Origin of the sequence: uncultured Capnocytophaga sp. (assembly GCF_937936315.1) — a bacterium.
In the GTDB taxonomy this organism is placed as follows: Bacteria; Bacteroidota; Bacteroidia; order Flavobacteriales; family Flavobacteriaceae; genus Capnocytophaga.
Window position 1 is genome coordinate 112814 of record NZ_CALGWU010000040.1, and the last position, 11985, is coordinate 124798.

Below are 11985 nucleotides of genomic sequence, written 5' to 3' on the forward strand. Positions count from 1 at the left end.
AAAAATCTGTTAATTTGCTTTGACAAATTGGCTGATTTTTTTGAATCCTTTATAAATTCCTAAAAGTGCTACTAATCTTACTACTTCATAAACCAATGGAGTTATTAAATTTGCTAACTTTATTTTGGCTCCGTGTCTTGAAGCAAGTATATCGTTATCAATAAAATATATAAAAGGAGAGGGCGTTTGCCACACAATAAGCTCTATGATATACAACAGAAGAAATGCATAAAATAACTGCCAACGATAGTGTAACAGCTTCTTTTTCTCTGTAGCCAAATATAAAACCAAAGCCCCATTTAAAAGAGATAGTATTGCAAAAACACCATTATTATTAAATTGCATCACAGCAGTAATCCCTATCAATACCCCCGTGATGAGCAGAAAATAACCTATATTTTTGCACAACATAAAACCGTATAAATAATCTCTAAACTTTATATTTAGAGCCAACAAACGATCGCGTTGTTGTTTCTCTTCATCGTTTAAAAGCTCATAAGCTGTTCCTGCTAAGGGCATCATTTCTTTCATTACCTCTTTGAGCAAACGTTCGTCTTTTATCTGTTCAAGGAGTTCAGCAGGGTATTTCCTTTGTGCTAAAATCATTTTAGCTCGCGTGATGAGTCTTTCTTTATAGGCTAATTTCTCAGTGATATTCATTGCTATATTTTTTTAAAAGAAAATGCCAAAGATTATAACACAACCTTTGGCATCTATAATTTGCTAATTGTCAAATTGACTAATTTGCTAATTCTACGAATAGTTCTTCTCCTTCTTTTACTACTTTAGCAACTTTCTTGCTGGTAAGCCCTTTGATAGCCTTATCCCATTTCTTGTTAGAGAAAGCGGTTTGTGTTTTAAGAGCATCTAAAAGAAGTTTTTCTGATTTTTTTAGTAGTTCGAACACTACTTTTTCATCTTCTGACAACTCTACCGCTTTCTTCTCTGGTCGCATTTGAGGGAAGAAAAGTACTTCTTGTATGCTCTCATTATTGGTGAGGAACATAATCAATCTATCCATACCGATACCCAAACCAGAAGTAGGTGGCATACCATATTCAAGAGCGCGCAAGAAATCTTGATCGATGAACATAGCCTCATCATCACCTTTCTCAGAGAGTCGCAATTGTTCTTCAAAACGCTCGCGCTGGTCGATAGGGTCGTTGAGTTCAGAGTAAGCATTAGCAATCTCTTTACCACATACCATTAGTTCAAAACGCTCGGTAAGAGCAGGGTTATCACGGTGTTCTTTGGTAAGAGGTGACATCTCTTTTGGGTAATCGGTGATGAATGTAGGTTGAATGAAGTTACCTTCGCATTTCTCACCAAATATCTCATCTATGAGCTTGCCCTTGCCCATTGTTTCATCTACTGCAATACCAATAGAATGTGCAAAGGCTCTTAGTTCTTCTTCTGTTTTCCCTGTGATATCAAAACCTGTAAACTGTTTGATAGCGTCGGTCATTGTAACACGTGGGTAAGGAGCTTTGAAATCTACTGTATGAACCCCAAAAGTAGCCTTGGTAGTACCATTCACTGCCATAGCACAGTACTCAAGCAAACGCTCGGTGAAGTTCATCATCCAGTGGTAATCTTTATAAGCCACATAGATTTCCATCGCAGTAAATTCTGGGTTATGAGTTCTATCCATTCCCTCATTGCGGAAGTTTTTAGAAAACTCATACACCCCATCAAAACCTCCTACAATAAGGCGTTTTAGATAGAGTTCGTTGGCAATACGCATATAGAGTGGAATATCCAACGCATTGTGGTGAGTGATAAACGGACGCGCACTGGCTCCCCCTGGAATCGCTTGCAATACAGGTGTTTCTACTTCCAAATAGCCTGCATCATTAAAAAACTGACGCATCGCGTTGAATAGTTTTGTACGCTTGATAAACACCTCTTTCACGTGTGGATTTACTACCAAATCTACATAGCGCATACGGTAGCGTTGTTCAGGGTCGGTGAAAGCATCGTGCACTTTGCCATCAGCATCTACTTTAGGCATTGGCAGTGGGCGCAATACTTTAGATAAGAGGGTAAAATTCTTAACGGCTACTGTTTTTTCACCCATCTTGGTGATGAACAAATAACCTTCTACCCCTATAAAGTCGCCTAAGTCGAGGAGTTTTTTAAATACCTCGTTGTAGAGTGTTTTATCTTCCCTAGGGCACATCTCATCGCGATTGAAATACAACTGCATTGTGCCCTCGCTGTCTTGCAAAGTAGCAAACGAAGCTTTTCCTTGTACGCGCAACGACATCAAACGACCGGCAACCACTACTTGCTTGCCTTCTTCATAATGATCGGCTACATCCTTAGAAGTAGTATCGACAGGATATAATGGAGCGGGATATGGATTAATCCCTAATTCTTTCAATTTAGAGAGTTTTTCTCTACGAATGATTTCTTGTTCTGATAACATCTTTTTTAATGATTAATGTTCAATGATTGATACTACTCTTTATACACTCCCATATTCAAATACTTATCCATACGCTTTTCTATGAGGCGGTCGGCAGGAAGTTTTTTGAGTTCTTTATAGGCGTCGAGAATTACCTTGCGCACTGTATTGAACATCATTTCACGATCATGATGTGCTCCACCAAGTGGTTCTTTGATGATTTCGTCAATGAGTTTGAGTTTTTTCATATCAGGAGCGGTAAGTTTAAGAGCTTCAGCAGCTTCTTTTTTATACTCCCAACTACGCCATAAAATAGAAGAGCAAGATTCGGGTGAAATTACTGAATACCAAGTGTTTTCAAGCATATATACCCTATCGCCGATGCCGATACCCAATGCTCCTCCTGAGGCGCCTTCGCCTATGATAAACACAATGGTAGGCACTTTTAGGCGAGCCATTTCCAAAAGGTTGCGTGCAATAGCTTCTCCTTGCCCGCGTTCTTCGGCTTCAATACCTGGGAAAGCCCCTGGAGTATCTACAAAGCACACTACTGGAATATTAAATTTCTCGGCTTGTTTCATCAAACGCAAAGCTTTGCGGTAGCCTTCGGGGTTAGCCATACCAAAATTGCGATATTGACGCATTTTTGTGTTTGAGCCTTTTTGCTGACCAATAAATAAAAAACTTTGGTTCTCTATTTTGCCAAAACCTCCTATCATTGCTTTATCGTCTTTCACATTGCGATCACCGTGCAATTCTAAGAAAGTATCTCCAGCAAGTGCCTTAATATAATCTAAGGTATAAGGACGCTCAAGGTGACGAGAAATTTGCACTCGTTGCCACGCTGTGAGGTTACCATAGATATCTTTCTTTACTTGGTTGAGTTTCTTTTCTATCTTCTTGCAAGCGTCAGTCATATCCACATCACTCTCATCTCCAATAACTTGACACTTTTGCATTTGTTCTTCTAACTCTTTGATCGGTTGTTCAAAATCTAAATATTCCATAGACTTAACTATTAATTTGGTTTATTTTTCAGAGGGCAAAGATATAAAATAATTAACAATTGACAATGAACGAGTAACAATTTTAGTTTGAGGTGCCGTATATTCGGCGTTTTGAAGGTTGTTCACATTGATAGTAAAAAATAGTTTTAGGCTGTAGTTTCAGCTTTTGAGGATCGGTATTACTTTTTTGAGTTTCTAATAACAGAAACTTGTAGTATTCAATATTATTATAAGGGTCTTTATAAACATTTTTTGATGCATTGTATTCTAAAAAATCTTCGTTTGAGACTCCTGTGGAAATAGACTCACTTTCCACAGTCATATACATCACTTTAGGGTCGTCTAACATATCAAAATTAAGCATTTCCTCCATTTCTTTATCAACATCCTGTGATTCTTCTTTAGCAAAGAGGAATCCTCGTAGTTTTTCCAAAGGTGTCTTATCTATTTCTTTTCTAAGATTTCTCACTATTTTTTCACTATCTTTTGGGGCGCCCCAATTGGTATAAAGCAGACAAGTATGCCCTTCTTTTTCTACCAAAGCAGCAGCTCCGTCTATTTGATAGTGTGTTAAATTAGTAGTAGCTACAAGAAAATCGTTATTATCACCTAGCGAAAACTGAATAGTATTTTTTAAGCCTCGCGTAAGTAAAGGTGTTTTATCGCTAAAATCAGCAATAACTGTAAGTTTTTTGCCAATTTCTCTCTTGCTAAAAATGTGTGTAAAACGCGGACTTGGAAAACAATTGGCATCATCGTTAAGAATTTGAAAAGTTTTACCATCTTCAAACTGCAAGTAGCTTTTGTTATCTTCAAAACCATTCCCAAAACGGATGCGCACTTGATCAGGTTTCAAACTTTTGTTTTGAGAAGCATAGACCAAAAAAATAGGCTCTTTTTTAGGTTTCATCAATACAATACCATCAGGCAGCACCTCATAAGTCCCTGGCACTATCGTCATATAACCATAGAGTACAAATATTTTGTTAGGAAAGAGAAAAATACCTCCTCCTCTACCTTTATAACTTCCTACTAATTCTTTATTTTGAGCAGAAAGTACACCAAAAAGCATTAAAAAAATGAGTGGTATAAGAGTTTTGTTTTTCATAACGCTATTTTTTAGGGACAAAGATAGTAAAATAATTGACATTTAACAATTAACAACCGATATTTAACAATTAGCCAATTTCTTTTTATAAACTTTTTTTAAGAAAAATTTGGCAGTTTCAAAAAAACATCTTACCTTTGGCTCGTTTTTAAAAAATATTATTTTCTATGACTTTCCCTACTGAACTGAAATATACCGCTGATCACGCTTGGGTACGACTTGAAGGTGATATTGCAACTGTAGGTATTACCGATTTTGCTCAAGAGCAACTCAGTGATATTGTATATGTTGAAGTAGAAACCGTAGGAAATACATTAGCTAAAGACACTATTTTTGGCACTGTTGAAGCTATCAAAACCATTTCAGACCTCTTTATGCCAATGAGTGGTGAGGTGCTTACCTTTCACGAAACCTTAATTAAAAAACCTGAAATGGTAAATACTGACCCTTATGGTGAGGGCTGGATGATACAAATAAAAATTAGCGCACCACAAGAGTGGGATAACTTGCTTTCTGCAATTGATTATCAATCCCTTATCAATGCTTAAAAATTATAAATACTCTTGGTTATGGGTGATTTGTACCATAGCAGTTATCTGCTTGAGTCTCATCTCCTCTAACAAAATGCCCAAACCTCCGCGTATTCCTTATGCTGATAAGATAGTGCATTTTGGGTTTTATTTTAGTTATACCACCTTGTTTGTACTCTCATTTGGGAAAGAAACACGATGGATACAACCTATTAAAAAAGTTTACCTATGGGCACTTGTTACTGCCCTTTTATTAGGAGCTACAATGGAGATTTTACAAGGGCTGCTCACCACTACTCGTAGTGCCGACTCTATAGATATGCTTTTCAATACATTTGGCACAATTGTTGCTTTAATATTTATAGCAAGATATAAAGAATTATTTAAATAATTTCTTTCAACTATATTAGTAACCTTTAAAAAGAAAAATCATTATGCAACCTAAAAAAAATCCAAAAGCCGACTTGGCTAAAAGCAGTGGATTGTTCTTTGCAATAGGATTTGCTCTTGTTTCTGGACTATCTCTTTTCGCTTTTGAGTACACTCGCGAAGACAAAGGGCCAGATAAAGTCACCTTATCCGATGCCGACAAAAATCTCGACGAAGAACAAGAACAATTCGTAATGGAGCACCCTGATACTCCACCACCACCACCGCCACCACCAGCTCCTGCTGTTGTAGAAGAAGTGGAAGTGGTAGATAACAAAACTGATATTAAAGACGAAATTATTGCTAGTACCGAAACCAGCAAAAGAGAAGAAGTAGTAGCTGTACAAAAAATTGAAACTCCTCAAGAAGAAGAAGTTGCTATTGATGTCCCTTTTGCTGTAATTGAAGATAAACCAATGTTTGAAGTTTGCAAAAACGTTCCTAAAGACAAACAAATGCAATGCTTCAAAGAAAACTTGGACAAACACGTGAAAAACACTTTCAAATACCCACCTGCTGCCCTTGATATGGGTATACAAGGACGTGTGAATGTGAGTTTCCGTATCAATACCGATGGTACCGTATCTATCCTTGGTGTTCGTGGTACCGATAAATTGCTTGAAGAAGAAGCTAAACGTATCATCAAGTCTATCCCTAAATTGATTCCTGGTAAACAACGCGGTAAACCTACCCCTGTAACGTTTGCTTACCCTATCAACTTTACACTTTCTAACTAATTAAATTAACAAAATATAAAGTCAGTAGTGAGGACTCCTTACTACTGACTTTTTTAATTATACAACCTTTTATCAAACCCTATTACCATTCATTTTATTATGAAAAATCTAATCTTTACAATTTTAGCTATGTTCTTCACTGTTGTTAGCTATGCTCAATTAAAAGACCCTGACGGTAATCTTATCAGTCGTTACCCTAAATTCGATAAATGTAAAGATGCAACTGAAGAAGAGGCAGCGTTGTGCTTTAAAACAGAATTAAACAAATTCGTGAAAAGACATTTTATCTACCCTAAAAAAGCTAAAGAAAAAGGACTACAAGGGAAAGCTATCGTTTCTTTTTGTATCAATGCCCAAGGGAAAGTTGAAATCATTAATGTTAGTGCAACTGATAAAATCTTCGAGGAAAACGCAAGACGTCTTATTGAAAAACTTCCACAATTGATTCCTGCTGAAGAAAACGGAATTCCTACCCCTATAATGTTTGCTTACCCTATTAATTACTCATTAGGCAATAACTTTTAAAATTTTCCAAAAAATGAAAAAATATATACTTATACTCTTAACACTACTTTTTGTAGGTTTTAGCTATGCACAAACAGAGGATAAAAAAGAAAAAACTACTGAAGTAGTAACATTTCCCCAATTTAAAGAATGTGAAAATGATAAAATGTCAAAAAAAGAACAATATATTTGTTTTATAAAAAACTTAGATAGGCACGTAGGAAAAACTTTTGAATATCCTGAAGAAGCTATAAAGGAACATATAACAGGTAGGGTTTACATAACTTTTTGTATCCGCACTGATGGGAGTATTAGTGTTATAAGTATTAAAAGTCCTCATAAACTCCTAGAAAATGAAGGTAAACGTATTATTGAGAGTCTCCCTACACTTATTCCTGCCAAAGATAAAGATGGAAAGCCAGTAGAAATAACACTAAATTATCCTATCAACTTTGACCTTCACGGTTAGTAATTTTTAACCCTCTTATACTTTGGCACACTTGTTGAATTACAGCTTATAACAAACAGTTAGAAAGCTTTTTAAACCTTTGTTGATAGTATTTTAATAACCTTTTAAAGAAAAATCATTATGCAACTCAAAAAGAACCCTAAAGCCGATTTGGCTAAACAAAGTGGGTTGTTCTTTGCAATTGGTTTTGCCGCTATCTCTGGGTTTACCTTATGGGGATTTGAGGCAAAAACTTATAATAAAGGCAACCCGAATTATTATATAGATGATAAAATAGTAGTTTGTGAAGAACCAGACCCTATCATCGAATTGCCTACCCCCGAAATGCCTCAACAAGCCCCTCCACCACAGCTTGTTCAGGAAATAGAAGTAGTTCACGGTACCGATCCTGTGGATGAAGTGCCTATCGGGAGTACTGACCCTAGTGATCCTACTCCCCCTGCGCCACCTGAAAGTATCCCAGTGGTAGAAGATGAAAATCCAGAAATAGTAGTACCTTTTGCAGTAATTGAAGACAAACCTCTTTTCCAAGAATGTAAAAATGTGCCTAGAAGTGAGCAAATGAGTTGTTTTAAAGAACACTTAGACAAACACGTGAAAAACAATTTCAGATATCCACAAGCTGCTCTTGATATGGGCATTGAAGGACGTGTGAATGTGAGTTTCCGCATCAATACCGATGGCACTATCAGTATTTTGGGTGTGCGTGGCACCGATAGAATATTAGAGGACGAAGCAAAACGCATCATCAGTTCTATTCCTAAACTGATTCCTGGCAAACAGCGCGACAAACCTACTGCTGTAACTTTCGCTTATCCTATCAATTTCAAATTAAGTCATTGATTTTTAAACCTTAGTCGTTAGTATTGTGTTGTTTAACAACCAATTACTAACGACTATTTTTATAAACAATTCTAAACCCAATGAAAACAAAGATATTCATACTATTTACATTTCTTTTTGTAGGTTATAGCTATGCACAAATAGTAAGTCGCCATTTTAATGCTAAAGGAGTGCAAGAAAAAGAAGAATATGCCATTCCTTTTCAAGTAGTAGAAGAAAAACCTAAATTTATGGCTTGTGAAGATGTTCCCAAAGAAAAAGAAGCAGAGTGTTTTAAAGAACAGCTCAACAAACACGTGATTAGGTATTTCTACTATCCTAAAGAAGCGATTGACAAGGGAATCGAAGGCAGAATAAATATAAACTTTCAAATTAACACTAATGGTTCTGTAACCGTTATTGGCGTTCGTGGAACTGATAAACTTTTAGAAACTGTTGCCAAAGAGATTATTGAAAAACTACCTACTTTTATTCCTGGCAAACAAGGCGGAAAACCTGTTCCTGTAACCTTTAATTATCCTATCAATTTCAAATTGAGTAACTAAGATGAAAGCTAAAACTTTGGTATTCTTATTGTTTTTTGCTGTGATAGTGAATAGTTATGCCCAGCAAGATAATGATGAAGAAACAAATTATGAAGAAACAAATTATAGTGTGCTTTGTTTAATTTATGAACAAAAACCTTTATTTGTGGATTGTAAAGACTTAGGATGGGATGAACAATTTCAATGCTTTGAAGAACAATTAGAAAAACATATCAAAACGCATTTCCACTACCCCAAAAAAGCATTAGAAGAAGGAATACAAGACAGAGTAGTAGTAGATTTTACAGTCCAAATTAATGGAACTGTCAAAATTCTCAAAATAACAGGTACTGACAAGGAGCTCAAAGCAGTAGCAAGATCTGTTATTGAGAGTTTACCCCGACTTATCCCTGGTAAAAAGCGCGGCAAACCTATAGCTGTAAAATTTAGCTGTCCTATCAATTTCAAGCTAACAAACGATTAATAACAAATATGAAAAAGTTATTACTAATACTTTTGTTTGCAATTACTTACTACAACAGCTATTCGCAAACTGATACCCTTTTCTATGCTAATGTAGAGGAAAAACCGAGATTCGTAGAATGTAAAGAGGTAGCTAAAACTCAAGAAATCCAGTGTTTCAGGGAACAAATGGATAAAATTGTAAGGGAATATATCAAAAATATAACTCCACAAGGCACTTGTGGTTTTATCCAGGGAAGAGTGAATGTGAGTTTCTGTATCAATCCCGATGGCACAACTAAAGTCCTTCAAATGAAAAGTACAGATAAAGATTGGGAAGCTGTCGCACAATCTATTATTGAAAGTCTTCCGCCTTTTATTCCTGCCAAACAGAATGGGAAACCTGTAGTAGTAAAAATGCTGTGGCCTATACGATTTGAGCTATTTTAAAAACTAAAGATACTAATGAAAGCAATAATTACCTTTATAATATTCTTTTTTGTAACTTTAACAAGTTACTCACAAGCACGTTGTGGAGAACCAATAGCTTCAGATGTATCAAATCTTGATACGATTCCTTATGGGATAGTAGAAAAAAAGCCAATATTTAAAGAATGCGAAAACTTAGCTAACAATGAACAACTTCTTTGTTTTAAACAACAGCTTGACAAACATATCGCAACACATTTGTGCTACCCTATAGAATTTTGCGGGCAAGGTAGAGTGCTTGTAAGTTTTTGTATAGGTACTGATGGTTTTTCAAAAGTATTGAGAGTAAATAGTTTTGGATTACCTAAAGTATTTGAAGAAGAAGCTAAACGCATTATCGAAAGTTTACCGTGTCTTATTCCTGGTCAACAAAATGGAAAACCTGTAGCTGTAACTTTTGGTTATCCTGTGAAGTTTATAGTTCAACACTAACGATTTTTTATATTATGCGAAATAGTATCTTTATATTTTTAGTACTTTTACTGATGGGAATAGGTAATAGTTATGGACAAAAGAAAAAGGACAAGGCTACTCCACTACCAATATTGAAGGTAGATATACAAACGTGTACTTTACCCAAATACAATGATAATACTTATTATAGTACTTCTACTGAAACAGAAGAAAATGACACGATTCCTTATCATTGGGTAGAGGAAAAACCGCGATTTAAGGAGTGTGAAGATATTCCAGAGGCACAACAATTGGAGTGTTTTAAAAAGCAGTTAGACAAACACGTAAATACTTATATACGTAAGATTATACCTCAAGGGACTACTTGTGAAATGACACAAGGAAGGGTTATTGTACAATTCTGCATCAATACTAATGGTTCTGTAACAGTGCTTGCTACACGCGGTAAAGATGAAAGTTTGAAGCGCGAAGCCAAACGCATTATTGAAGCATTACCCCATTTTACTGTAGGAAAAGTAAAAGGAAAGCCCATAACAACAACTTTTGCTTACCCTATTCACTTTTAACTATTTACTTTTAACTAACCGCTCCACTACGCTTCTATCGTTTGCTAATCGCTGTATTTTATTCTGTCCGCCGAGTTTGCCTTGTGACTTCATATAAGAGGCAAAACCACCTTCAGGAACTTCGGTAATTTTGAGCGGTTGGAGTACTTTTCCTTGTATAAGGTCGTAATAGTACATATTCTGTTTTTGCAATGCCTCATCTATCACTTGGGCAAAACGTTTCATATCAGTAGGTTTTTGCTCAAATTCTACAAACCATTCGTGATAAGGCAATTCACCTCCTGCCGGATTCACCTGAGGAGCAACCGTAAATTCTGTGATACGCGCTCCCGTAGCCTCTAAGCCCTCGCGCATTGCCTCTTCCACTTCTTTACCAATCACGTGTTCGCCAAAAGCCGAAATAAAATGTTTGATACGCCCCGTAACTACTATGCGGTAAGGTGCTAATGAGGTAAATTGCACAGTGTCGCCTATGTTATAGCCCCAAAGTCCAGCATTGGTAGAAATAATGAGCGCATAGTTCACCCCCAGTTGTACATCCTGCAAAACCACTCGTTTGGGAGCATCGCTGAAGAAAGTATCGGCTTCTACAAACTCGTAGAAAATACCCGAATTGAGCAATAAGAGCATTCCCTTCTCTTTCTGGCTATCTTGATAGGCAAAGAATCCCTCGCTGGCAGGATAGAGTTCTATGCTATCCACTTTGCGACCAATAAGATGCTCAAACTGTTGGCGATAAGGCTCGAAATTCACCCCTCCATAAATAAACAAATTGAAATTAGGAAACAATTTTCCTATCTTGATACCTGAACGCGTGTATAACCGCTCGAAGTACATCAGCACCCACGAAGGTATCCCGCTGATGAGGGTCATATTTTTAGAAAAAGTTTCGGTAACAATGGCTTCTACTTTGGTTTCCCAATCTTCTATACAGTTGGTTTTGTACGACGGCATACGATTGCGCTGCAAATAAGCAGGCACATAGTGCGCTACTATACCCGAAAGTCGCCCAGTTTTGATGCCGTTTTTTTCACCTAAAATAGGACTTCCTTGCAAGAAAATCATCTTTCCTTCCACAAAATCGGCTTTTTTAGTTTCGTGTATATAGCAGAGAATGGCATCACGTGCTGCCTGAATATGGAAAGGCATTGAGGCTTTGGTAATAGGGATATACTTTGCCCCACTAGTAGTACCCGAAGTCTTGGCAAAATAGAGTGGTTTACCTTTCCAAAGTACATCTTTTTCGCCCCCCACTACCCTGTCAATATAAGGGCGCAAGGCTTCATAATCGCGTATAGGTACGCGAGCCACAAAATCTTGATAGGTTTTAATTTCCTCAAAATGGTGGTCGCGCCCAAAAGCTGTATTTTTAGCTTGTTCTATAAGTGACTGGAATACTTTTTGTTGTGTGTCTATTGGAGCCTTAGTCCAACGGTCTATCTTTTTTTTAACGATAGAGGCAAATATTTTGGATAAATATGATTTGATCATAATGA

16 protein-coding genes are annotated in these 11985 nt (G+C 36.6%); 11 read left to right on the top strand and 5 right to left on the bottom strand.

The window, feature by feature from the left end; all coding sequences use genetic code 11:
* Window positions 1-9: 9 nt before the first annotated feature.
* The 4 genes from Q0162_RS07505 to Q0162_RS07520 form a co-directional block, all read right to left on the bottom strand.
* Window positions 10-660, bottom strand: a complete 651-nt coding sequence (locus Q0162_RS07505; RefSeq protein WP_297890744.1) for a hypothetical protein — start codon at window positions 658-660, stop codon at window positions 10-12.
* 79 nt (window positions 661-739) lie between these two features.
* Window positions 740-2428, bottom strand: a complete 1689-nt coding sequence (lysS, locus tag Q0162_RS07510; RefSeq protein ID WP_297890745.1) for a lysine--tRNA ligase — start codon at window positions 2426-2428, stop codon at window positions 740-742.
* 32 nt (window positions 2429-2460) lie between these two features.
* Window positions 2461-3414, bottom strand: coding sequence for an acetyl-CoA carboxylase carboxyltransferase subunit alpha (locus tag Q0162_RS07515; protein WP_297890747.1), 954 nt, complete (start codon window positions 3412-3414; stop codon window positions 2461-2463).
* Window positions 3415-3496: 82 nt separating this feature from the next.
* Window positions 3497-4522 carry a hypothetical protein gene (locus Q0162_RS07520; RefSeq protein ID WP_297890749.1) on the bottom strand — a complete coding sequence of 342 codons (1026 nt, stop codon included), beginning with the start codon at window positions 4520-4522 and terminating at the stop codon, window positions 3497-3499.
* 167 nt (window positions 4523-4689) lie between these two features.
* Here Q0162_RS07520 and gcvH point away from each other — a divergent pair, with 167 nt between their 5' ends.
* The 11 genes from gcvH to Q0162_RS07575 all read left to right on the top strand — a co-directional run bounded on the left by gcvH (window position 4690) and on the right by Q0162_RS07575 (window position 10489).
* Window positions 4690-5070 (top strand): glycine cleavage system protein GcvH, encoded by a 381-nt coding sequence (gene gcvH, locus Q0162_RS07525; RefSeq protein WP_297890750.1) that lies wholly within the window; start codon window positions 4690-4692, stop codon window positions 5068-5070.
* On the top strand, window positions 5063-5443 hold the full coding sequence (locus tag Q0162_RS07530; RefSeq protein ID WP_095899201.1) for a VanZ family protein: 381 nt from the start codon (window positions 5063-5065) through the stop codon (window positions 5441-5443). The genes gcvH and Q0162_RS07530 overlap by 8 nt, the downstream gene beginning before the upstream one ends.
* A gap of 43 nt (window positions 5444-5486) precedes the next feature.
* Window positions 5487-6218 carry an energy transducer TonB gene (locus tag Q0162_RS07535; protein ID WP_297890751.1) on the top strand — a complete coding sequence of 244 codons (732 nt, stop codon included), beginning with the start codon at window positions 5487-5489 and terminating at the stop codon, window positions 6216-6218.
* A gap of 99 nt (window positions 6219-6317) precedes the next feature.
* Window positions 6318-6743, top strand: a complete 426-nt coding sequence (locus Q0162_RS07540; protein WP_297890752.1) for an energy transducer TonB — start codon at window positions 6318-6320, stop codon at window positions 6741-6743.
* Window positions 6744-6756: 13 nt separating this feature from the next.
* A complete protein-coding gene (locus tag Q0162_RS07545; RefSeq protein WP_297890753.1) occupies window positions 6757-7191 on the top strand; it encodes an energy transducer TonB in 435 nt (144 codons plus the stop codon).
* Between the two features lie 120 nt (window positions 7192-7311).
* Window positions 7312-8034, top strand: a complete 723-nt coding sequence (locus Q0162_RS07550; RefSeq protein ID WP_297890754.1) for an energy transducer TonB — start codon at window positions 7312-7314, stop codon at window positions 8032-8034.
* An 80-nt stretch (window positions 8035-8114) separates the two neighbouring features.
* Window positions 8115-8579, top strand: a complete 465-nt coding sequence (locus Q0162_RS07555; RefSeq protein WP_278637738.1) for an energy transducer TonB — start codon at window positions 8115-8117, stop codon at window positions 8577-8579.
* Between the two features lies 1 nt (window position 8580).
* Window positions 8581-9042 (top strand): energy transducer TonB, encoded by a 462-nt coding sequence (locus Q0162_RS07560; RefSeq protein ID WP_297890755.1) that lies wholly within the window; start codon window positions 8581-8583, stop codon window positions 9040-9042.
* 8 nt (window positions 9043-9050) lie between these two features.
* Window positions 9051-9470, top strand: coding sequence for an energy transducer TonB (locus Q0162_RS07565; RefSeq protein WP_297890756.1), 420 nt, complete (start codon window positions 9051-9053; stop codon window positions 9468-9470).
* 15 nt (window positions 9471-9485) lie between these two features.
* Window positions 9486-9941, top strand: coding sequence for an energy transducer TonB (locus Q0162_RS07570; protein WP_002677199.1), 456 nt, complete (start codon window positions 9486-9488; stop codon window positions 9939-9941).
* 14 nt (window positions 9942-9955) lie between these two features.
* Window positions 9956-10489, top strand: coding sequence for an energy transducer TonB (locus Q0162_RS07575; protein ID WP_297890757.1), 534 nt, complete (start codon window positions 9956-9958; stop codon window positions 10487-10489).
* Here Q0162_RS07575 and Q0162_RS07580 read toward each other — a convergent pair whose 3' ends face one another.
* Window positions 10490-11980 carry a GH3 auxin-responsive promoter family protein gene (locus tag Q0162_RS07580; protein WP_297890758.1) on the bottom strand — a complete coding sequence of 497 codons (1491 nt, stop codon included), beginning with the start codon at window positions 11978-11980 and terminating at the stop codon, window positions 10490-10492.
* Between the last annotated feature and the right edge of the window lie 5 nt (window positions 11981-11985).

Excerpts from the sequence above, each read along its gene's own strand:
- Q0162_RS07565 (WP_297890756.1), top strand. The coding sequence starts at position 9,051 with ATGAAAAAGTTATTACTAATACTTTTGTTTGCAATTACTTACTACAAC.
- Q0162_RS07535 (WP_297890751.1), top strand. The coding sequence starts at position 5,487 with ATGCAACCTAAAAAAAATCCAAAAGCCGACTTGGCTAAAAGCAGTGGA.
- Q0162_RS07570 (WP_002677199.1), top strand. The coding sequence starts at position 9,486 with ATGAAAGCAATAATTACCTTTATAATATTCTTTTTTGTAACTTTAACA.
- Q0162_RS07545 (WP_297890753.1), top strand. The coding sequence starts at position 6,757 with ATGAAAAAATATATACTTATACTCTTAACACTACTTTTTGTAGGTTTT.
- Q0162_RS07540 (WP_297890752.1), top strand. The coding sequence starts at position 6,318 with ATGAAAAATCTAATCTTTACAATTTTAGCTATGTTCTTCACTGTTGTT.
- Q0162_RS07555 (WP_278637738.1), top strand. The coding sequence starts at position 8,115 with ATGAAAACAAAGATATTCATACTATTTACATTTCTTTTTGTAGGTTAT.
- Q0162_RS07580 (WP_297890758.1), bottom strand. The coding sequence starts at position 11,980 with ATGATCAAATCATATTTATCCAAAATATTTGCCTCTATCGTTAAAAAA.
- Q0162_RS07530 (WP_095899201.1), top strand. The coding sequence starts at position 5,063 with ATGCTTAAAAATTATAAATACTCTTGGTTATGGGTGATTTGTACCATA.
- Q0162_RS07515 (WP_297890747.1), bottom strand. The coding sequence starts at position 3,414 with ATGGAATATTTAGATTTTGAACAACCGATCAAAGAGTTAGAAGAACAA.
- Q0162_RS07520 (WP_297890749.1), bottom strand. The coding sequence starts at position 4,522 with ATGAAAAACAAAACTCTTATACCACTCATTTTTTTAATGCTTTTTGGT.
- Q0162_RS07550 (WP_297890754.1), top strand. The coding sequence starts at position 7,312 with ATGCAACTCAAAAAGAACCCTAAAGCCGATTTGGCTAAACAAAGTGGG.
- lysS (WP_297890745.1), bottom strand. The coding sequence starts at position 2,428 with ATGTTATCAGAACAAGAAATCATTCGTAGAGAAAAACTCTCTAAATTG.
- Q0162_RS07560 (WP_297890755.1), top strand. The coding sequence starts at position 8,581 with ATGAAAGCTAAAACTTTGGTATTCTTATTGTTTTTTGCTGTGATAGTG.
- Q0162_RS07575 (WP_297890757.1), top strand. The coding sequence starts at position 9,956 with ATGCGAAATAGTATCTTTATATTTTTAGTACTTTTACTGATGGGAATA.
- gcvH (WP_297890750.1), top strand. The coding sequence starts at position 4,690 with ATGACTTTCCCTACTGAACTGAAATATACCGCTGATCACGCTTGGGTA.
- Q0162_RS07505 (WP_297890744.1), bottom strand. The coding sequence starts at position 660 with ATGAATATCACTGAGAAATTAGCCTATAAAGAAAGACTCATCACGCGA.